This is a genomic window from Streptomyces sp. NPDC048185 (genome assembly GCF_043202495.1).
Taxonomy (GTDB): Bacteria; Actinomycetota; Actinomycetes; order Streptomycetales; family Streptomycetaceae; genus Streptomyces.
The window spans coordinates 1312983-1334289 of the sequence record NZ_JBIDAN010000001.1; the positions used below are offsets into that span (position 1 = coordinate 1312983).

General features: G+C 72.3%; 16 protein-coding genes and 1 rRNA gene. 8 read left to right on the forward strand and 9 right to left on the reverse strand.

Going from position 1 to position 21307, the window contains the following annotated elements:
• The first annotated feature begins 76 nt into the window (after positions 1-76).
• Positions 77-979: an Rv3235 family protein gene (locus tag ACGF3H_RS05795; RefSeq protein ID WP_362497422.1), complete on the forward strand. Its 903-nt coding sequence runs from the start codon at positions 77-79 to the stop codon at positions 977-979.
• Between the two features lie 93 nt (positions 980-1072).
• On the opposite strand, the gene secA is transcribed toward ACGF3H_RS05795, so the two are convergent.
• Positions 1073-3925, reverse strand: coding sequence for a preprotein translocase subunit SecA (secA, locus tag ACGF3H_RS05800; RefSeq protein ID WP_362497424.1), 2853 nt, complete (start codon positions 3923-3925; stop codon positions 1073-1075).
• A gap of 277 nt (positions 3926-4202) precedes the next feature.
• Between secA and ACGF3H_RS05805 the strand changes: the two genes are divergently transcribed.
• Both ACGF3H_RS05805 and ACGF3H_RS05810 read left to right on the forward strand, forming a co-directional pair.
• Positions 4203-4772, forward strand: a complete 570-nt coding sequence (locus tag ACGF3H_RS05805) for a GNAT family protein (protein WP_362497427.1) — start codon at positions 4203-4205, stop codon at positions 4770-4772.
• Between the two features lie 299 nt (positions 4773-5071).
• Positions 5072-6247, forward strand: a complete 1176-nt coding sequence (locus ACGF3H_RS05810; RefSeq protein ID WP_362497430.1) for a DNA glycosylase AlkZ-like family protein — start codon at positions 5072-5074, stop codon at positions 6245-6247.
• A gap of 21 nt (positions 6248-6268) precedes the next feature.
• On the opposite strand, the gene ACGF3H_RS05815 is transcribed toward ACGF3H_RS05810, so the two are convergent.
• The 7 genes from ACGF3H_RS05815 to mtnA all read right to left on the reverse strand — a co-directional run bounded on the left by ACGF3H_RS05815 (position 6269) and on the right by mtnA (position 15185).
• Entirely contained in the window at positions 6269-7015 is a 747-nt protein-coding gene (locus ACGF3H_RS05815; protein WP_362497432.1) for a response regulator transcription factor, read from the reverse strand.
• A gap of 227 nt (positions 7016-7242) precedes the next feature.
• On the reverse strand, positions 7243-7935 hold the full coding sequence (gene hpf, locus ACGF3H_RS05820) for a ribosome hibernation-promoting factor, HPF/YfiA family (RefSeq protein WP_318213091.1): 693 nt from the start codon (positions 7933-7935) through the stop codon (positions 7243-7245).
• Positions 7936-8246: 311 nt separating this feature from the next.
• Entirely contained in the window at positions 8247-9128 is an 882-nt protein-coding gene (locus tag ACGF3H_RS05825; RefSeq protein ID WP_362497455.1) for a ComF family protein, read from the reverse strand.
• A 131-nt stretch (positions 9129-9259) separates the two neighbouring features.
• Positions 9260-11107: an LpqB family beta-propeller domain-containing protein gene (locus ACGF3H_RS05830; protein ID WP_362497435.1), complete on the reverse strand. Its 1848-nt coding sequence runs from the start codon at positions 11105-11107 to the stop codon at positions 9260-9262.
• Positions 11097-13166, reverse strand: coding sequence for an MtrAB system histidine kinase MtrB (gene mtrB / locus ACGF3H_RS05835; protein WP_362497437.1), 2070 nt, complete (start codon positions 13164-13166; stop codon positions 11097-11099). The genes ACGF3H_RS05830 and mtrB overlap by 11 nt, the downstream gene beginning before the upstream one ends.
• A gap of 1 nt (position 13167) precedes the next feature.
• Positions 13168-13857, reverse strand: coding sequence for a two-component system response regulator MtrA (mtrA, locus tag ACGF3H_RS05840; protein ID WP_003975799.1), 690 nt, complete (start codon positions 13855-13857; stop codon positions 13168-13170).
• A 185-nt stretch (positions 13858-14042) separates the two neighbouring features.
• Positions 14043-15185 carry an S-methyl-5-thioribose-1-phosphate isomerase gene (gene mtnA / locus ACGF3H_RS05845; protein WP_362497440.1) on the reverse strand — a complete coding sequence of 381 codons (1143 nt, stop codon included), beginning with the start codon at positions 15183-15185 and terminating at the stop codon, positions 14043-14045.
• A 140-nt stretch (positions 15186-15325) separates the two neighbouring features.
• Between mtnA and ACGF3H_RS05850 the strand changes: the two genes are divergently transcribed.
• From ACGF3H_RS05850 to ACGF3H_RS05870, 5 genes are read left to right on the forward strand one after another with little or no spacing between them, the layout of a single operon-like run.
• On the forward strand, positions 15326-16642 hold the full coding sequence (locus tag ACGF3H_RS05850) for a glycerophosphoryl diester phosphodiesterase membrane domain-containing protein (RefSeq protein WP_362497443.1): 1317 nt from the start codon (positions 15326-15328) through the stop codon (positions 16640-16642).
• A 4-nt stretch (positions 16643-16646) separates the two neighbouring features.
• Positions 16647-17420, forward strand: a complete 774-nt coding sequence (locus ACGF3H_RS05855) for a DUF4129 domain-containing protein (RefSeq protein WP_393816458.1) — start codon at positions 16647-16649, stop codon at positions 17418-17420.
• Positions 17417-18634 (forward strand): DUF4350 domain-containing protein, encoded by a 1218-nt coding sequence (locus ACGF3H_RS05860; RefSeq protein WP_362497446.1) that lies wholly within the window; start codon positions 17417-17419, stop codon positions 18632-18634. Before ACGF3H_RS05855 ends, ACGF3H_RS05860 begins: the two co-directional genes overlap by 4 nt.
• Positions 18634-19623, forward strand: a complete 990-nt coding sequence (locus tag ACGF3H_RS05865) for a MoxR family ATPase (RefSeq protein ID WP_362497460.1) — start codon at positions 18634-18636, stop codon at positions 19621-19623. The genes ACGF3H_RS05860 and ACGF3H_RS05865 overlap by 1 nt, the downstream gene beginning before the upstream one ends.
• Positions 19623-20933, forward strand: a complete 1311-nt coding sequence (locus tag ACGF3H_RS05870) for a DUF58 domain-containing protein (RefSeq protein ID WP_362497448.1) — start codon at positions 19623-19625, stop codon at positions 20931-20933. Before ACGF3H_RS05865 ends, ACGF3H_RS05870 begins: the two co-directional genes overlap by 1 nt.
• A gap of 98 nt (positions 20934-21031) precedes the next feature.
• Here the strand turns inward: ACGF3H_RS05870 and rrf are convergent.
• Positions 21032-21148 (reverse strand): 5S ribosomal RNA (gene rrf, locus ACGF3H_RS05875).
• Positions 21149-21307: the final 159 nt, after the last annotated feature.

The window sequence follows — 21307 nt, forward strand, 5'->3', positions numbered from 1 at the left end:
CCCCGCCACCCCGTACAAGATCCCCGACCATGAAGTTACCGCCCGGTATCAGCCGGGTCACCGAACGGGGAATCCCATGCATGCCGCATCGACCGTGCCGCCCCTGCGCAAGGTCATGACCAGGACCCGCCCGGCCTCCCGCACTCCCGCCGCGCCGGACCCCACGGACGGCGGGCCCGTCCGTGTCCCGGCCGCGGCCGAGGGCGCCCCGCCCGCCCCGGTGGACGCCGCACCCGGCGCGGGCACCGGCACGGCCTCCGGTGCTCCCCGCGGCGCCGCGCCCAGCGCTCGGGGCGGCGTGCCGCCCCGCAGGCCCGGCGGGAGCGGCGTCCGGACCGCTGCGCCGGGCGGACGGCCCCCGGGCTCTCCCGGCCGTTCGGCGCGTGCCCGTACGCGGCCGGCCGACAACCGCCCGGTGACCACCGGCCCGGCCGGCCTGGCCAGGGCGAGCGCACGCGCGTCGGCCACCACCGCCGTCCCGGACCGTGTCTCGGCCGCCGCCGGCCGCGTCGCCACCACCGCCGGGACGCCGCCCACGATGACCCGGACGGCCCCCGCCGCTCCCCCCGGCCCCACGGGGGCGGCCGCCCCCGCCGCCCCCGTCGTGCCCGCCCGGACGCCTCGCCCGCCGGTCCAGCAGCTGCGGCCCACGGACCACTTCGCGGAGCTCCTCCTCGACGTGCTCAGCGGCCGACGACCCGTGCACGCGATGCTCCGGCACACCGTCGGCCGCGCCTACGACGACCTGGCCCGGCTCGCCGAACGCGGCCCGCTGCGCACCCGCGGCACCCTCCCCGTCGTCCGCGACATCGGCTACTACGAGGCCGGCCCGGGCGCGCTGGAGGTCTTCGCCCGTATCGGCGCCGGCGACCAGCTGCGCGCCATGGCCTTCCGCCTGGAGCAGGGCCGGGACCTGCGCTGGCGCTGCACCGCGGTGGAACTGGGCGGCCCCCGCCGGCCGCGGACGGACGACGACTGACCGCGGGCACCGGCACCGGACAGGCCGAAGGGCCGGGCGCCCCAGGGGAGCCCGGCCCTTCCCGCCGCTACGGCGCCCCGAGGCGCCGCCGCGTCACTTCTTGCGGCGCCGCCCGCCCTTGGCCTGCTTGCGGCGCTCCGCTCGCGTGAGACCGTCGGCCGAGGACCGCGCGGGCTCGGGCTCCTCGTCGGTGGCGAAGTCGCCCTCGACGACACCGCCCTCGCCGTCCACGGTCGGGGCGGAGAAGTGGAGGTCCCGGCGCTGCGGCGCGTCGAGGCCCTTGGCACGGATCTCCGGGCGCGCACCGGCCTGGGCCGGGACGGCGTCCTGCGGGGCCTTCTCCAGCGAGGGAGCGGCGTCCTCGACGGGGACCTCCTCGACCTGCTGCTCGACCTGGACCTCCAGGTTGAACAGGTAGCCGACGGACTCCTCCTTGATGCCCTCCATCATGGCCTGGAACATGTCGAAGCCCTCGCGCTGGTACTCGACCAGCGGGTCCTTCTGCGCCATCGCGCGCAGGCCGATGCCCTCCTGGAGGTAGTCCATCTCGTAGAGGTGCTCGCGCCACTTGCGGTCCAGGACCGAGAGCACGACCCGGCGCTCCAGCTCACGCATGATCTCGGAGCCGAGCTGCGTCTCCCGCGCCTCGTACTGCTCCTGGATGTCGTCCTTGATGGACTCCGCGATGTACTCGGCGGTCAGTCCGGCGCGGTCGCCGGCCGCCTCCTCCAGCTCCTCGACGGTGACCTTCACCGGGTAGAGCTGCTTGAAGGCGCCCCACAGGCGGTCGAGGTCCCAGTCCTCGGGGAAGCCCTCGGCGGTCTCGGCCTGCACGTAGGCGTCGATCGTGTCGTTCATGAAGTGCTGGATCTGCTCCTGCAGGTCCTCGCCCTCCAGGACGCGGCGCCGCTCGCCGTAGATGACCTCGCGCTGCCGGTTGAGCACCTCGTCGTACTTGAGGACGTTCTTGCGGGTCTCGAAGTTCTGGGTCTCGACCTGCGACTGTGCGGAGGCGATCGCGCGGGTGACCATCTTGTTCTCGATCGGCACGTCGTCCGGGACGTTCGCCATCGACATGACGCGCTCGACCATCTGCGCCTTGAACAGGCGCATCAGGTCGTCGCCCAGGGAGAGGTAGAACCGCGACTCGCCCGGGTCGCCCTGACGGCCGCTACGACCGCGCAGCTGGTTGTCGATGCGCCGCGACTCGTGCCGCTCGGTGCCGAGGACGTAGAGGCCGCCGAGCTTCTCGACCTCTTCCTTCTCGGCCTTGACGGCCTGCTCGGCACGCTCCAGGGCGGCGGGCAGGGCCGCGGCCCACTCCTCGATGTGCTCCTCGGGGTCGAGGCCCCGCTGGCGCAGCTCCGCCTCGGCGAGGTCCTCGGGGTTGCCGCCGAGCTTGATGTCCGTACCGCGGCCGGCCATGTTGGTGGCCACCGTCACGGAGCCCTTGCGGCCCGCCTGGGCGACGATCGACGCCTCGCGCTCGTGCTGCTTGGCGTTGAGCACCTCGTGCTGGATGCCGCGCTTGCTGAGCTGCTGCGAGAGGTACTCGGACTTCTCGACCGAGGTGGTGCCGACGAGGATCGGCTGGCCCTTTTCGTGCTTCTCGGCGATGTCGTCGACGACGGCCTCGAACTTGGCGACCTCGGTGCGGTAGATCAGGTCGGACTGGTCCTTGCGGACCATCGGCCGGTTGGTCGGGATGGGCACCACGCCGAGCTTGTAGATCTGGTGGAACTCGGCGGCCTCCGTCATCGCCGTACCGGTCATGCCGGACAGGCCCGGGAGTTCCTTGCCCTCGTGGTCGTGGCGCTTGTAGAGGCGGAAGAAGTTCTGGAGGGTGATCGTGGCGAGCGTCTGGTTCTCGTCCTTGATGTCCACCCCTTCCTTCGCCTCGATCGCCTGGTGCATGCCCTCGTTGTAGCGGCGGCCGGCGAGGATACGTCCGGTGTGCTCGTCGACGATCATGACCTCGCCGTCGAGGACGACGTAGTCCTTGTCCTTCTTGAAGAGTTCCTTGGCCTTGATGGCGTTGTTCAGGTAACCCACGAGCGGCGTGTTGACCGACTCGTACAGGTTGTCGATGCCCAGCCAGTCCTCGACCTTGCTGACGCCGGACTCGTGGATGGCGACCGTGCGCTTCTTCTCGTCGACCTCGTAGTCGCCGGTCTCCTCGATGCCCTTGAGCGGGTTGCCCGCCTCGCCCTTCTTCAGGCGCGTGACCAGCTTGGCGAAGTCGCCGTACCACTTGGTGGCCTGGTCGGCCGGGCCGGAGATGATCAGCGGCGTACGGGCCTCGTCGACGAGGATGGAGTCGACCTCGTCGACGATGGCGAAGTTGTGGCCGCGCTGGACGAGTTCGTCCTTGGACCACGCCATGTTGTCGCGCAGGTAGTCGAAGCCGAACTCGTTGTTCGTGCCGTAGGTGATGTCGCAGCCGTACATCTCGCGGCGCTGGGCCGGCGTCTGGTTGGCGAGGATGCAGCCGACCTCGAGCCCGAGGAACTTGTGGACGCGGCCCATCATCTCGGAGTCGCGCTCGGCCAGGTAGTCGTTGACCGTGACGATGTGGACGCCCTCGCCGGACAGGGCGTTCAGATAGGCGGGCAGCGTGCCGACCAGGGTCTTGCCCTCACCGGTCTTCATCTCCGCCACGTACCCCAGGTGCAGGGCGGCGCCGCCCATGATCTGCACGTCGTAGTGGCGCTGGCCGAGGACGCGCTTCGCGGCCTCGCGGACGGTGGCGAAGGCTTCCGGCAGCAGGTCGTCCAGGCTCTCACCGTCGGCGTAGCGCTGCTTGTACTCATCGGTGAGGGCCCGCAGCTCGGCGTCGGAGAGGTCGACGAAGTCCTCTTCGATGGAGTTGACCTGGTCCGCGATGCGGTGCAGCTTGCGCAGGATCTTGCCTTCGCCTGCACGCATGATCTTCGAGAGGACGGACACGGGGGTTGGTCTCCTTGCCGGTCGGGCCTGGGACGGTCGGTTTCCTTTGACTGACTGAGCAACGGCCATCGTATGCGAGGACCCCGCCGCCCCGGGAGGGCTGCCACAGCGGGGACCGCGCGGTCCTGCGTCCTGCTTCCGGTCGCCGTCACAAGGTTCAACGTGCGAGGGCTGCGGATGGTGCCGCACCCGCCGACCAAATGCACGAAAAGTGACCGCTCGTTCACGCGCGGCAAAAGGATGGCGCGCGCCGCGAGTCGCCGCACAGAATCAGCCGATGGAACCCCAGACGCTCACCACCGACCGCCTCGTCCTGCGCACGGTGGGCCCCCAGGACACCGACGCCGTGTACGCCGCCTGCCAGGATGCCGACATCCAGCGCTGGACGACGATCCCCTCGCCCTACCTCCCGGAACACGCGCGGGGCTTCACGGAGCGGCTGGCCCCGGAGGGCTGGGGGAACGACTCGATGTTCACCTTCGGCCTCTTCCTGCCCTCCGGGGAGCTGGTGGGCATGCTCGGCGTCACCATGGTCTCCCCGGGCGTCGGCGAGATCGGTTTCTGGGGAGTCAAGGAACACCGCGGCCGCGGCCACGTCACCGAGGCCGCCTCCGCCGTCGCCCGCTGGGCCTTCACCCGGCGGGCGATCGACCGCCTGGAGTGGCGCGCCGAGGTCGGCAACACGGCCTCCCGCGCCGTGGCCCAGCGCGTCGGCTTCACCATGGAGGGCACGCTGCGCTCCGCCATCAACAACAACGGCACCCGCCGCGACTGCTGGATAGCCTCCCTCCTCCCCTCAGACCTCTCCCTCCCCACCACGACCCCCTACCTGCCATCCCGCTTCTGACCACGGCCGACTCCTGGCTGCGGGCAGTCGTGCCGGAACTGCTCGCCACGCACCCCGCCCCCCAGCCGGCTCGTAGCTGCGGGCAGTCGTGCCGCTGGGGCGGCACGGGTGGGCGGTGGGGGTCCCCCCGCCCGAGCGAAGCCGAGAGTGGGGGAGGCACCCCGCAACGCCGGGCGACAGACCCCACCCGCCCACAGCACCGCACCACGCCTCCGCAACGCCGCGCACCGCACCGCCCCTGCCCGCCCGCCCGCCGCGCAGCACGGCACTGTCAGACGCACCCCCTATCGTGCGGACGCATGACGACCCTCCCGCCCCCCGCCACGGAACTGTCCGCAGACGATGCCCGCCGCATCGCCCTCCGCGCACAGGGCTTCCTCGGCGCCCCCGACCGCCGCGCCGGCGTCCGCGGCATACTCCGTCACCTGGGCGCGGTGCAGCTCGACACGATCTCCGTCCTCGCCCGCTCCCACGAGCTCATCCCGTACGCCCGCCTGGGCGCCGTCGGCCGCAGAACCGTCGAGAACGCCTACTGGACGGACACCCACGCCTTCGAGTACTGGTCCCACGCCGCGTGCATCCTGCCCATCGAGGAGTGGCCCCACTTCGCCTTCCGCCGCCGCGCCTACCGCAGCCGCCCGCACTGGAACCACCACCTCCCCGACGGCGCCTACGACCAGGTCGTCAAGCAGCTCCGCACCGAGGGCCCGCTCACCGCGACGGACCTCGGCGGGGCGAAGAGGACCAGCGAGTGGTGGGACTGGTCGGGCACGAAGGTCGCCGTCGAGCGCGCCCTCATGTACGGCGAGGTGGTGTGCGTCGAGCGCCGCGGCTGGAAGCGCGTGTACGACCTGGCCGAGCGCGCGGTCCCCGAGACGTTGCTGCACGACGACCTGGACGACACCGAGTGCCTGCGCCGGCTGGTCCGCCTGGCCGGCCGGTCCCTGGGCGTCGGCACCCGCGCGGACATCGCGGACTACCACCGCCTCAAGGCCGAGCAGGTCGACGCCGTGATCGCCGACTCGGGCCTCGTACCGGTGACGGTGGAAGGCTGGGGCAGGCCTGCCTGGGCGGACCCGGCGGCCCTGGAGACACCCCCGCGCGGCCGCCACCGCACCACGCTGCTGTCGCCCTTCGACTCCCTGATCTGGGAACGCGCGCGCACCGAGCGGATGTTCGGCTTCACCCACCGCCTGGAGGCGTACGTGCCCAAGCAGAAGCGGGTGCACGGCTACTTCGCGATGCCGGTCCTGGCCGGCGGCCGGCTCGTCGGCCGTGTGGACCCGGCCCGCGAGGGCCGCACCCTGGTCGCCAGGCAGGTCACGCTGGACGGCCGCAAGGCGGCCCCGGCGGTGGCCCAGGCCCTGGTCGAGGCGGCGAGCTGGGTGGACTGCACCGACGTACGGGTCGAGCGGATGGACGCGCCGGAGCTGCGCGAGCCGCTCACGAGGGAACTGTCCCTCCTGCTCGCCTGATCCGCCGACGGCGCCGGCCCGTCAGCGGATTTCGAGGATCTTCTCCCGCATCGCGTACACCACGGCCTCCATCCGGGAATGCAGCTGCAGTTTCTCCAGGATGTTGCGCACGTGGTTCTTCACGGTGTTCTCGGAAATGAACAACTCCTTGGCGATGTCCCGGTTGTTCATTCCGGTGGCGACGAGCTTGAGGACCTCCAGCTCGCGGTCCGTGAGGCGCGGTGCGGGCACGAGCCGGCGCTCGTCGGTGCGCTGGATCATCGACTTGAACTCGGTGAGGAGTTTCGACGCCATGGACGGACTGATCTGCGACTGGCCGTCGGCCACCGCGCGGATGGCGGTCGCCACCTCGTCCGTCGAGATCTCCTTGAGGAGATAACCGGTGGCACCCGCCTTGATCGCGTCGTAGAGGTCGGCTTCCTCATCGCTGATCGTCAGCATGATGATCTTTGCGCTGGGGGCCACCTCCTTGATGGAGGTGCACGCCTCGATCCCACCGCGCTTGGGCATCCGCACGTCCATCAGGATGATGTCCGGCAGCAGGTCGGCGGCCTTCTCCACGGCCTCTGCGCCGTCACCGGCCTCCCCGACGACCTGGATGTCCTCCTCGGCCGCGAGCACGATCTCCAGGCCGCGGCGGAACAGGGCGTGGTCGTCCACGACCAGGACCCTGATCGGCTCCTGGCGTGACGAGCCCGTGTCCGGGCCCATGCCGACGACGCCGTCGCCGGCGCCCTCGTCCCGCATCGGTCCGAAACTGTCCGCCATCGTTCCTCCCCCTGAAGGCCCTGGCCTGTGGTCCTGAGCCATCGCCAACCCAAGGCAACGACCCACCGGTTGGGTGGTTGCCGCCATGATTCCATGCCGCGCCGACAGGGGGGCGACAGAGCGGGACACGCAGGGGTCGCACACCTCGCGCACCGTCGCACGCCGGTGCCCCTGGGGGCGCACACGCGCTCCAGGGGCACCGTTCCGACCGTCACCCAGCGGGGTGGTCAGCCGCCGAGCGCATCGCCCGCCTCGGGAGCGTGCGCCTGCGTGACCATCGTGTCCGTCGTGAGGTGGATCACGCCGTAGTCGTAGGCGTGCCGCCGGTAGACGACGCTGGGCTCCTTGGTCTCGGAGTCGACGAACAGATAGAAGTCGTGCCCGACCAGTTCCATCTCGTAGAGGGCCTGGTCGAGGGTCATCGGCGCGGCCACGTGGGTCTTCTCGCGGACGACGAGGGGTCCGTCGCCCTGCACCTCGAGCGAGCCGATCTTCTTGGTGGGTACGCCGTCCTGCTTCTCCTCCGGGACGATCTCCCCGTTCCCGTTGAGTGTCGCTGCGCCGGGGACGTGGTCGGCGACCTCGGCCGCCGAGATCCGGCGCGCTCCGCGCCGCGAGAAACGCTTGTCGTGCTGCTTGCGCAGCCGGGCACCGAGCTTCTCCGCCGCCAGGTCGAGCGCCGCGTACGGATCGCTCGCCGCTGCCTCCGCCCGGATCACCGGACCGCGGGAGCGGAGCGTGATCTCCACTCGGTCGCAGCGGTCGGCCTGTCGGGGGTTGGGCTCCTTGGACACCTCGACGTCGAGGCTGATCACCTTGCCGTCGAGCTTCTGGATCTTCTCCAGCTTCAGCTTCTCGGCCACGTGCTTCCGGAACCGCTCGGGCACCTCGGTCTTGCGGCCCTTGACGACGATGTCCACGCAGAACTCCGTTCCCGGATCGCTCCGCTTCGACGGCGGAGCATCTCCCTTTTGCACCAGGTTCCGTTCTCCCGGAACCTCGGACTCGGTGACTTCCACCTCCTCCCCCGTGGGCGAGGTATCCACTCCACCGGCGCGGGTGATGACGGCTGGACCCGCAACACGGCAATCGGATGTGAGAGGTGTGGCCTGCGGCTTTGCCTCACAACCGAACATATCTCGCCCGGACGGATGTCGTCACCCTCTACCGCGACCTACCTCCGTTCCGGTGAATTGACTCTCTCATTACCTGCAATGAAGCGTGTATTCGATCAGTTCCGGTTTATTTCGAAAGCATCTGGTGAAGCCGCGACCACAGCAGCGCGGATCACCTCACGGCCCACGTCACCGCCTCCTGCCGGACCCGCCATTCGGGGCCTTCTCTTCCGTTCCTCTCTGCCTTCCCATGCCGCCGACGAATACACAGCCGATTTCGCCGTCCTGTACGTCTCCGCCCCCGTCTCCCGCTCAAGCGGGACCGCACCCGCCTCCCGCACGGCACGCGCCGCCTCCGCGAGGGACGCCCCGGTGGTCATCAGGTCGTCGACGAGGACGACCGGTTCACGGCCGCGCAGCAGCCGGGCCCCGCCGGGGACCACCGCCAGCGCACCGGCCAGGTTGTCCCGTCGTTGCCGGGCGCCCAGCCCCGACTGGTCCGCCACCGCGTGCCGCTGCCGCAGCACCGCGAGGACCCGGGCGGGCGTCCCGGTCCGCCGCAGCTCACCCGCTGCCGCGAGGGCGATCCGCCGCGCCGGATCGTGCCCCCGCGCCCGCACCGCCCGGCGCGCTGACGGCACGGGCACGAGCAGCACCGGCTCCCCGGCGCCCCAGGACCGCGCCTCACCGCCGCCCGCGGCGGCCTCCCGGAGCCCGGCACGCACGGCCCCCGCCAGCGCCGCGCCCAGTGGCCCGGCGAGGGCCAGCACACCGCGTTCCTTGTGGGCCAGCAGCGTGGCCCGCGCCTCGTCCGCGTACCGCGCGGCGGCGTGCACCACCGGCAGCCCGGGCGGCTCCGGCTCCGGACGGACCCGGCACGGCGCGCCCCCGCTCAGCGCCGCACGGCACCGCGGGCACAGCACCGTGCGGGGCCTGCCGCAGCCTCCGCACTCGGCCGGCAGCACCAGGTCGCCGAGCTCCCGCCACCATCCGCGCATGGCCACCACTGTGCCCACGCCCGCACCACTCGGCCAGGCCTGTGGAGAACCTCCGCGAGCCGCCTGGGGACAAGTCCGCGCAGGCGCCGACCGGCATCACCCGGCCGGGTGAACGCGCGTCGGCACCGGCCTCACCCCGGATAGACCGGCGCCGTCCCTTCCGTCACCTTCTGCCACTGCATGCCGGACGGCAGCCGGACGATCAGGTCCTCGGAGTACGCCACCAGCGGCAGCCGTTCGTCCTCGGTCGCGGCGATCTCCTTCACCCCGGTCAGTGCCGCCGGCACCGATGCCTCCGGCGTGGAACCGTCGACCTGGACGTACCCGATCTGCTGGACGCCCCCGCGCTCGCGCCCGACCACGACGAGCCGGCTGTCGCCCGCCCAGGACATCGCCGTGACCTCCTCCAGCTCGGGCGTGGCGGAGCGCAGTTCGACGACGGTGACCGTGGGCTGCTCGCCGGCCCGCCCGTCGCGTTCGATCCGCCCGATGAGCAGCGACCGTTCGCCGTCCTTCTCCACGACGAGCGCGATCCGCACCCCGTCGGCCGCCACCCGCACGGCCTGCACCCGCCCGTCCAGCCCGGGGATCCGCACCGGCACCGGCTCGCCCGCGCCCTCCTTCAGCACCAGCAGCCGGGGGTTCTTCGGGTCCCGGTCGGCGATCCACAGGTCGCCCTGCGCGTCCCAGCTGGGCGGAGTCAGCCGGTCCTCCTCCGTCTTGCCCGCACTGACCAGCAGGGGGTCCCCGAGCGAGCTGCCCGGCACCAGCGAGGCGACGTACAGCGACTTGGAGTCGAAGCCGATGCCCGCCGCGCTGTGCTCGTCCCGCGCCACCGCCACCGACCGCAGAGCCGTCGTGCCCTCGCCCAGCGCCCCGGGCACCGTCTCGGGATGCGTGGCGGTGCTGCCCGCGGCGATCCGCACCAGGCGGTGCTTGGCGTCCACGAAGTACAGGTAGTCCGGCCGCTGGGCCGAACCGCGCGTCGCGACCGCCTCCGCCCGCTCCTCGCCCAGCGAGCACAGCCGCTTGTCGCCCGAGGTCAGCTCCACCTCGTCGACGGCCGGGCTGAGGTTGCGGAGGGTGAACAGCAGCTGCGTCGCCATCTCGTCGCACTTGTCCGCACCGACCCCTGCGGCCTTGGCGTTCAGGGGCACCTCCAGCTTGTTGCGGTCGTCGGGCGTCAGCGAGTCGACGTTGTCCGCCAGCGCCGTACCCGTCGGGAAGCTCGACCTGACCACGGGCCCCAGCAGGCGCGTCGGGCCGCTGATCAGCGACCGCACGGCCTGGGTCAGCGGGTCCACGAGCCGGCGCACGTAGACCGGATCGGCGACGGCCACCGGCTGCGCACTCGTACCGGCCTGGGCCTTCGGAACGGTGTTCGAGGCGAAGTAGTACTTGTTGACGGACATGTAGGTGCGCTGGAAGTCGGACTTGCCCATGACCACGCCCTGCGGCAGGACGTCGATGCGCCACTGCCTGCTCTTCGGGTCGCGGGTGAGGTGCACCGGTTCGCGGTACTGTCCCGAGGCCGGCGCGTACGACTGCTGCCCGTCCACCGTGGCGACCCTGGTGCCCGTCAGCGTGACCGAGTACGAGTAGTCGTCGGTGTCCTCACGGCTCGCCAGGTGGTCGGCCTCGGTCCCGGCCCCGCCCGCCAGCACCGTCGTGGACCGCTCCGGCTCCCAGGTCTTCGCCGCGTCGGCCGTCAGATACTTGCGGGCCGTCTCGTAGTGCGGGTCGTTGCTGGTCAGCGCCTCCAGGAAGCCCTGCACGATCACCGCCGGCGAGGCGTCCTCCGCCGGCGGCATCGCGAACACCCGCACCTGCGGGTCCTGCCGGGGCGTGGACTCCACGCCCCGCAGATCCCCGCTGTCGGGCATGGACGCACACCCGGCCAGCAGTACGACGCCGCAGACCGCATACGTCACCGCGCGCGTCGGCGTCCGCCGACCGCTCCCCTCGCGGTCAGCGCCCACGAAATGCCTCCCCTTGCCTGCTCGGCTCCTCCGGCTCGCCGTCCGGGCGGCTCGCCGCCTCCGGCCCGGGCGTGCCGTCCTGTCCACGGGCGCCCGAGACGGGCCGCGGCACCACACGCGCCCCGTTGCCCGGCAGCGCCGTCGGATCGGCGGTGGCGGTGGCGGACGGCCGCGGCGGTATCGGGCCCCGGCCGGACCCCGACGCCTGGCCCAGCGTCGCCTGCGCCGGGACGGTGACCGCCTTGTCCGCGCCGTGCGCCTGGCCGCCGTCGCCGATACCGGCGTCGTTCAGCCCGCGGTTGCGCCGCGAGTCCGCCGGCTCCAGCGGTATCGGCGAGCCACGCAGCGGCTCGTCCGCCGTCCTGGGCAGCGTCAGCCGGAACTGCGAACCACCGCCCGGCTCGCCCCAGGCCTGCAGCCAGCCGCCGTGCAGCCGGGCGTCCTCCAGGGCGATGGACAGGCCGAGCCCGGTACCGCCGGTGGTACGCGCGCGTGCCGGGTCGGCCCGCCAGAAGCGGCTGAAGACCCGGGTGGCCTCGCCGGGCTTGAGTCCGACGCCGTAGTCGCGCACGGCGACGGCGACCGCGCCGCCGGCCGCGGCGAGCCGGACGACGACGTCCTCACCCTCGCCGTGCTCGACGGCGTTGACCACGAGATTGCGCAGCACCCGCTCCACGCGCCGGGCGTCCGCCTCGGCGACGACGGGCTGCTGGTCCCCCACGACGCGTATCCGCGTGCCCTTGCGCTCGGCGAGCGGCTCGGCCCCGCTGACCACCCGCCGCACGACCTCCCGCAGATCGATCGGCTCCGCCTCCAGCGCCGCCGCACCCGCGTCGAAGCGGCTGATCTCCAGCAGGTCCGCGAGCAGCGTCTCGAACCGGTCCAGCTGGTCCGCCAGCAGTTCGGCCGACCGCGCGGTCACCGGATCGAAGTCCACGCGCGCGTCATGGATGACGTCGGCCGCCATCCGTACGGTCGTGAGCGGCGTCCGCAGCTCGTGCGACACGTCGGAGACGAACCGCCGCTGCATCCGCGACAGGTCCTCGAGCTGGCTGATCTTCAGCTGCAGGTTCTGCGCCATCTTGTTGAAGGCCTCGCCGAGCCGCGCGATGTCGTCCTCGCCGGTGACCTTCATCCGTTCCTGCAGCCGCCCCGCGGACAGCCGCTCGGCGATGCTCGCCGCCATCCGCACGGGCGTGACGACCTGGCGCACCACCAGCCAGGCGATGGCCCCGAGGAGGACGACGACGAACAGCCCGGCCGTCGCCAGCGTGCCCTTGACGAGACTGAGCGACTTCTCCTCCTGCGTCAGCGGGAAGAGGTAGTACAGCTGGTACGGCTCGCCGTTCGGGTCGTTGACCTGCTTGCCGATGACCAGGCCCGGCTGGGAGGGCTCGTCCGAGTCGTAGACGATCCGGGTGTAGCTCTGGGCCGCCGCCGGATCGCCGTCGATCCGCTCCCGCAGCTCCTCGGGCACACTGGCCGACCAGTTGACCAGGCCCGACGCGCGTGGGCCGCGGCCGCTGCCGCTGTCCCCGCCCATGGGCAGCGTGACCACGTCGAACGCGCCCTGGCCGCCGCTGGAGAGCGACTTCACCAGCTCGCTCATCCACTGGATGACGTTCTGCGGCGGACGGCCGTCCACCGGGGCGGCTTCGTCGCCGGCCGTGCTCTCCGTCTCCTCGGCCCTCTGCTTGGCCACCGCGAAACCGCCGGTGGCCTGACTCTGCGACGCCTTCACCTTGGCGTCCAGCAGGCCGTTGCGGACCTGACCGATCACGACGAAGCCGAGCAGCAGCACCACGCCCAGCGACATCAGCAGCGTGGTGGCGACGACCTTGAGCTGGATGTTGCGCCGCCACAGCCGCATCACGGGCAGCAGCGGACGGCGTACCCAGCGCATGAACAGGCGGAGCACCGGGCTGCCCTGGACCCCGCCCTGCAGCAGCCCGCCCTCGAACAGACGCGCCCAGCGGGAACGCCCGGGCCCGTGGCCGACAGGCCGCCCGGCGCGGTCCCCGGACCGGCCGGGCGCCGAAGCGGCACTGTCCCTGCTCATGTCAGCTCGGTCCGGCCTTGTAACCGACGCCACGGACGGTCACCACGATCTCCGGCTTCTCCGGGTCCTTCTCGACCTTGGAGCGCAGCCGCTGCACATGCACGTTGACCAGCCGGGTGTCGGCCGCGTGCCGGTAGCCCCAGACCTGCTCGAGGAGCACCTCGCGCGTGAACACCTGCCACGGCTTGCGGGCCAGCGCGACCAGCAGGTCGAACTCCAGCGGCGTCAGCGCGATCGACTGCCCGTCCCGCTTCACGGAGTGCCCCGCCACGTCGATCACCAGGTCGCCTATGGCGAGCTGCTCCGGGGCCGGCTCCTCCGACCTCCGCAGCCGCGCCCGGATCCGGGCCACCAGCTCCTTCGGCTTGAACGGCTTCACGATGTAGTCGTCGGCGCCCGACTCGAGCCCCACCACCACGTCGACGGTGTCGCTCTTCGCCGTCAGCATCACGATCGGCACGCCGGACTCCGCCCTGATCAGGCGGCAGACCTCGATACCGTCCCGGCCGGGCAGCATCAGGTCGAGCAGCACCAGGTCGGGCTTGGTCTCACGGAAGGCGGCCAGCGCCTTGTCGCCGTCGGCCACGAAAGACGGCTCAAAACCCTCACCACGCAGCACAATGCCGAGCATCTCGGCCAGTGCGGTGTCGTCGTCGACGACAAGGACTCGTCCCTTCATAAACGACATCATCCCATTCTCGTAACGACGACAGAGGTGCTGGTGAGCGAGGTCACTGGCCTGTGACGATAGTCGTACCGAGCCCTCACTGTCTGCCCCGCTCCAGCACCGTCCGGACCCCGCTCACAGGGCGTCCGCGCCCCATGACGCTACGCAGACACCGCTCACCCGCCGCCGCGAGGCGGGCAGGGCACCGCTCAGCCGACGGCGGGCCGCCGCGCCCCGGCACCCAGCTCCGCGAGAGCCTCGGCCGTCACGGGCGAGACCACGCCCTCCTCGGTGACGATCGCCGTCACGAGCTCGGGCGGCGTCACGTCGAACGCCGGGTTGTAGGCCTGCGTCCCCAGCGGCGCCATCGGAATCCCGCCTCCCGCTCCCGACACCGGGACCTGAGGCGCCGTGACCTCGGTCACCTCGTACCCGGGGCGCTGCTCGACCTCGATGGACGCCCCGTCCGGCGTCTGCTCGTCCACCGTCGTCAGCGGCGCCACCACGATGAACGGCACGTGGTGGTACCGCGCCAGCACCGCGAGCGGATAGCTGCCCACCTTGTTCGCCACCGAGCCGTCCGCCGCGATCCGGTCCGCCCCTATCAGCACCGCGTCCACCTCGCCCGCCGCGAACAGCGAACCGGCCGCGTTGTCGGTGAGCAGGGTGTACGGGATGTCGTTGCGCGCCGCCTCGTACGCGGTCAGACGGGCCCCCTGCAGCAGCGGACGCGTCTCGTCCACCCACAGGCGCCGCAGCCGCCCCGCCCGGTGCGCGGCGAGCGCCACCGCGAACGCCGTCCCCTCCCCGCCCGACACCAGCGACCCGGTGTTGCAGTGCGTGAGGACACGGTGCCCGCCGGCGGGCAGCAGCTCGTCCAGCAGCGCCAGACCGTGTGCCGCCATCCGGGCGCTGGCCTCGGCGTCCTCCTCGTGGAGCGCCCGCGCCGCGGTCAGCGCTGCCACGGCCGCCTGCCGGGTGTCACCGGTCCTGGCAAGCGCCTCCTGGTGCGCGGCCTGAGCCCGCCGCACACCCACCGCGAGATTCACCGCCGTGGGACGCGCCCCCGCCAGCGCGACGGCGGCCTGCTCCACCTCGAAGCCCCGCACGGCGGCGAGCGCGACCCCGTAGGCGCCCGCGATGCCGAGCAACGGTGCCCCGCGCACGGCGAGCGAGCGTATCGCCTCCACCAGCGCCGACGGGTCCGTGCAGACCAGCTCGACCTCCTCGGCCGGCAGTCTCGTCTGGTCCAGCAGGACCAGCACCGGGCCCTCAGGGGGTTCCTCCCAGCGGATGACGGGAATCTCGGTCGGCCGCTTGTCCTCGCCGCTTTGCGCGTACTGATCAGCCATGCGGTCAGTCTGCCCCCATTCCGTCGGACAATTGAAGGTGCGCTGCCCCTGCCTCGCCCGGTCCACTGCCGAGCACCCCATGGCACGATGGCTGCCAACCTGCCGCCGCGACCGCGGAAGGGCACCGTGAAGGAGCGACGATGAACGACACTCCGGGCTGGACCTCGCCCGGATCCGCCCCGTCCGACGGGCACGAGCCCGGCGCGTCCGGCCCCGCCGACCGCCCGGCGACCGGCGAGCCCGCGGACCGGCCGAGCGCGGATACGACGAGCCCCGGCACGAAGTGGTCCAAGGAGCAGCCGCCCCCCGGCCAGTGGTCCGCACCCACCGGCCCCGGCCAGGCCCCGCCTCCCCCGGCGCCCCGCAGCGGCTGGGGCACCCCGCCCCCGCCCCCGGGCGGCTACGGCGGCCAGCACCGTGGCCACGGAGGCCCCGGTGGCTACGGCTGGGGAGCAGGCTGGGGCGGCCCGCCGCCCGCGGCCAAGCCCGGCGTGATCCCGCTCCGCCCGCTCGGCGTCGGTGAGATCCTCGACGGCGCGGTTTCCACCATGCGCACCCACTGGCGCACGGTCCTCGGCATCTCCCTCACCGTCGCGATCTTCACCGAGATCATCGTCGTGCTTCTCCAGGGCCTCGTCCTGGACGACACCGCCACCGACGCCCTCAACGACCCCGACGCCACCCTCAGCGAACTCACCGACGCCCTCACCACCACCACGGTCAACTCGGGCGTCGTCTTCCTGATCTCCCTGATCGGCACCGTCGTCGCCACGGCCCTGCTGACCACCGTCACCAGCCGCGCCGTCCTCGGCAGGCAGGTGACCACCCGCGAGGCCTGGCGGGACGCCCGTCCTCAGGTGCTCAAGCTGTTCGGCCTGATCGTCCTGCTGTTGCTGATGGTCGCCGGCATCCTCCTGGTCGCCATGCTGCCCGGTCTCCTCGTCACCGCCACGGCGGGCGGCGAGGCAGGCGTGGGTCTGGCCGCGCTGGGCTTCCTGGCGGGCGGTGTCGTCGCCGTGTGGCTCATGGTCCGCTTCTCCCTGGCCTCCCCCGCCCTGATGCTGGAGAAGCAGGGCATCAAAAAGGCCATGAGCCGCTCGACGAAGCTGGTGAGCGGCTCGTGGTGGCGCGTCTTCGGCATCCAGCTCCTCGCGACGGTCATCGCGAACATCGTCGCGTCGATCATCGTCATCCCCTTCAGCTTCCTCGCCGCCACCCTCAGCGGCGACGGGGTCGGCGGGTTCCTCGAAGGCGGCGGCGACCTCGGCTGGACCTTCCTCGTCGTCAGCGGCATCGGCTCGGTGATCGGCTCCATGATCACCTTCCCGATCACGGCGGGCGTCACGGTGCTCCTCTACATCGACCAGCGCATCCGCCGCGAGGCCCTCGACCTCGAACTGGCCCGCGCCGCCGGCCTCCAGGGCCCAGGCAGCCCCGGCACCCTCCCCGGGAGCTGATGCGGTGAGTCCCACGGGGGGAGTTCTCACAGAGTTGCTGCCACACACCGCCCTACGGACGGTGCTGCGCGCCGGCGACACCGCCGTCCTGTCCCTGGCACGCTCCGGCGACGAACCGCCGGTGACGACGCCACGCGACCCCGCACGGGAGGCGGCGCGCCGCGAGCTGTCCAAGCGCATGTACCACGAGAACGACCCCAGCTGGTTCCAGCGGGCCTTGAACGCCCTCTGGGACTGGATCGGCGAGCTGTTCGGCAGGGCCTCCACCGCGACGCCCGGAGGGACCCTCGGCCTCGTGGTCGTCGTCCTGGCCGTCCTGGCGGTGCTGGGCGCCCTCTGGTGGCGCCTGGGCACCCCGCACCGCCCGCCCGTCTCCGCTCCCGTCCTGTTCGACGACCGCCCCCGCAGCGCCGCCGAACACCGCGCCGCCGCCGAGGCGCACGCCGCCCAGGGCCACTGGAGCCAGGCCCTCCAGGAACGCATGCGGGCCCTCGTCCGCGCCCTGGAGGAACGCGCCCTCCTCGACATCCGCCCCGGCCGCACCGCCGACGAGGCGGCCACGGAAGCCGGCCGCGCCCTGCCCGCCCACAGCGACCGGCTGCGCACCGCGGCCCGGGACTTCGACGACGTCGCATACGGCGGCCGGCCCGGCACCGAGCAGGCGTACCGACGCCTGGCCGACCTCGACCGCGACCTGCAACGCAGCACACCGCACCTGGCCGGCAGCACCCCCCAGGACTCCGACGACCCGAACACGCGCCGGGGAGCCGCCGGATGACCACCGAGGCCACCCTCCCCACCACCTCGGCCTCGCCCACCGCCCGACGGCTGTGGACCCGCGCGCGAGGCATCACCCTCGCGCTCGTGCTGCTGCTCGCCGGCGCCGTCGCGATCGCCGCCGTCCGCTCCGACGCCCGGCACGGCGAGCTCGACCCGCGCTCCGCGGACCCCTACGGCAGCCGGGCCGTCGCCGAACTCCTCGCCGACCGGGGCGTGTCCACCCGGGTGGTCACCACCCTGGACGACGCCCGCGCCGCGACCGGACCGGACACCACCCTGCTGGTGGCCGTCCCCGACCTGCTCACCGAGCGCCAGCAAACCGAGCTGCACTCCGCGACCAGCGGCTCCGGCGGACGCACGGTCCTCGTGGCGCCCCACGGCTCCTCCGTCGAACGGCTCGCCCCCGGCGTCACCGCCGACCCCGCGCTCAGCTTCGACTCCACGCTGTCCCCCGCCTGCGAGCTGCCCGCCGCCCGCCGCGCGGGCACCGCCGACACGGGCGGGATCCGCTACACCAGCACCGACCTCGCAGCGGACGTCTGCTACCCCAGCGAGCGCCTGGCCACGCTGCTCCGCATCCCCGAGACAACGACGGCGTCCGGCGAAGCGACCGAAGCCGCCCCGGGCGACACGATCGTCCTCGGCGCACGCGACATCCTCTACAACAAGCGCCTCGACGAGCACGGCAACGCCTCGCTCGCCCTCCAACTCCTCGGCTCGCGCACCCACCTGGTCTGGTACCTCCCCTCGCTCTCCGACGCCACCGCCCCGGACGACGAGCGCGGCTTCTTCGACCTGCTCCCCTCCGGCTGGCTCTGGGGCACCCTGCAACTCCTCATAGCCGCTGCCCTGGCCGCCCTGTGGCGGGCCCGCCGGCTCGGCCCCCTGGTGCCCGAAGAACTCCCCGTGGCGATCCGCGCCTCCGAGACCACCGAAGGCCGCGCCCGCCTCTACCGCAAGGCCGACGCCCGCGACCGTGCGGCCGACGCTCTCCGCTCCGCGACCCGCACCCGCCTCGCCCCCCTCGTCGGCGTCCCCGTCTCCCAGGCGCACGCGCCCGAGGCCCTGCTCCCCGCGCTGTCCGCCCACCTCCACGGCGACGGACAGTCCCTGCACACCCTCCTGCACGGCCCGCCGCCCAGAGACGACGCGGCACTCATCGCCCTCGCCGACCAACTCGATGCCCTCGAAAGAGAGGTACGCCGTCCATGATGGACCCGACCACTGACAACGCCGGGCAGACCGAGGCCCCGGGCAACGCCCGCGCCGCCCTGGAGGCCCTGCGCGCCGAGATCGCCAAGGCCGTGGTCGGCCAGGACGCCGCCGTCACCGGCCTCGTCGTCGCACTCCTGTGCCGCGGCCACGTCCTCCTCGAAGGCGTCCCCGGCGTCGCCAAGACCCTCCTCGTCCGCGCCCTGGCAGCCTCCCTCGAGCTCGACACCAAGCGCGTCCAGTTCACTCCCGACCTCATGCCCAGCGACGTCACCGGCTCCCTGGTCTACGACGCCCGCACCGCCGAGTTCTCCTTCCAGCCCGGCCCGGCCTTCACCAACCTGCTCCTCGCCGACGAGATCAACCGCACGCCCCCGAAGACCCAGTCGTCCCTCCTCGAGGCCATGGAGGAACGACAGGTCACGGTGGACGGCACCCCCCGCCCGCTCCCCGAGCCGTTCCTCGTCGCCGCGACCCAGAACCCGGTCGAGTACGAGGGCACCTATCCGCTGCCGGAAGCGCAGCTGGACCGCTTCCTCCTCAAGCTGACCGTGCCGCTCCCGTCCCGCCAGGACGAGATCGACGTCCTCACCCGCCACGCCGCCGGCTTCAACCCGCGCGACCTGCACGCCGCCGGCGTACGCCCCGTCGCGAACGCCGCCGACCTGGAAGCCGCCCGCGCCGAGGTCGCCAAGACGACGGTGCACCCGGAGATCACGGCCTACGTCGTCGACATCTGCCGTGCCACCCGGGAGTCGCCGTCTCTCACCCTCGGCGTCTCCCCCCGCGGAACCACGGCACTGCTGTCGACGTCCCGGGCATGGGCCTGGCTGACGGGCCGCGACTACGTCACCCCCGACGACGTGAAGGCCCTGGCGCTCCCCACCCTCCGCCACCGCGTCCAGCTGCGCCCGGAGGCCGAGATGGAAGGCGTGACCGCCGACTCCGTCATCAACGCGATCCTCGCCCACGTCCCCGCCCCCCGCTGATGGCACTCACCGGACGCGCCGCGCTCCTCGCGGCTCTCGGCTCCGTCCCCGTCGGCATCTGGGACCCCGGCTGGACGGGCATCCTGACGGTCAACGCCCCGCTGGCGCTGGCCTGCGCCTGCGACTTCGCCCTGGCCGCCCCGGTGCGAAGCCTGCGCCTGTCCCGTTCCGGCGACACCTCCACCCGCCTGGGCGACACCGCCGACGTCACCCTGACCGTCACCAACCCGTCCAACCGCCCGCTCCGCGCCCAGCTCCGCGATGCCTGGCCGCCCAGCAGCTGGCAGCCCGGCACGGAGACGGCAGCCTCCCGTCACCGCCTGACGGTTCCCCCCGGCGAACGCCGACGCGTGGTCACACGCCTGCGGCCCACCCGCCGCGGCGACCGGCGGACGGACCGCGTCACGATCCGCTCGTACGGCCCGCTGGGCCTCTTCTCCCGGCAGGGCGCCCACCGCGTCCCCTGGACGGTGCGCGTCCTGCCCCCGTTCACGAGCCGCAAGCACCTCCCGTCCAAGCTCTCGCGTCTCCGCGAACTCGACGGCCGCACCAGCGTGCTGACCCGCGGCGAGGGCACGGAGTTCGACAGCCTCCGCGAGTACGTCCCCGGCGACGACACCCGTTCCATCGACTGGCGGGCGACCGCCCGCCACTCCACCGTCGCCGTACGCACCTGGCGCCCCGAGCGCGACCGGCACATCCTGCTCGTCCTCGACACGGGCCGCACGTCCGCCGGCCGCGTGGGCGACGCGCCCCGGCTCGACGCCTCCATGGACGCCGCCCTGCTCCTGGCAGCCCTGGCGTCCCGGGCCGGCGACCGCGTCGACCTCCTCGCCTACGACCGCCGGGTACGCGCCCTGGTCCAGGGCAGGACGGCGGGTGACGTTCTGCCTTCCCTGGTCACCGCGATGGCGACCTTGGAGCCGGAACTGCTGGAGACCGATGCGCGTGGCCTCACCGCGACAGCGCTCCGCTCGGCCCCCCGGCGCTCCCTGATCGTGCTGTTCACGACGCTCGACACGGCACCGATCGAAGAAGGACTGCTTCCCGTCCTGCCTCAGCTGTCGCGGCGGCACACGGTCCTCGTGGCCTCGGTGGCGGACCCGCACATCTCCGGGATGGCGAAGGCCCGCGGCAACGCCGAGGCCGTGTACGAGGCTGCCGCCGCCGCGCAGGCCCAGGCGGAACGCCGGCGCACCTCGGACCAACTCCGCCGACACGGCGTGACGGTCGTCGACGCGACACCGGACGATCTGGCACCCGCCCTGGCCGACGCCTACCTGGAGCTGAAGGCAGCGGGCCGTCTGTGACCGGGCGGGACCGAAAGGTCCCGCCCTCGTGCCATTACATGAAGGCCCTGAAACGCAGAAAACCCCGCACCGTGAGGTGCGGGGTTTTCCCAAAGATTGTTCGGCGGCGTCCTACTCTCCCACAGGGTCCCCCCTGCAGTACCATCGGCGCTGTAAGGCTTAGCTTCCGGGTTCGGAATGTAACCGGGCGTTTCCCCTACGCTATGACCACCGAAACACTATGAAACAGACAACCAGCCGCCCCGTGACCCAGGACGGGTTGTTCGTGGTTTCAGAACCAACACAGTGGACGCGAGCAACTGAGGACAAGCCCTCGGCCTATTAGTACCGGTCACCTCCACACCTCACGGTGCTTCCAGATCCGGCCTATCAAC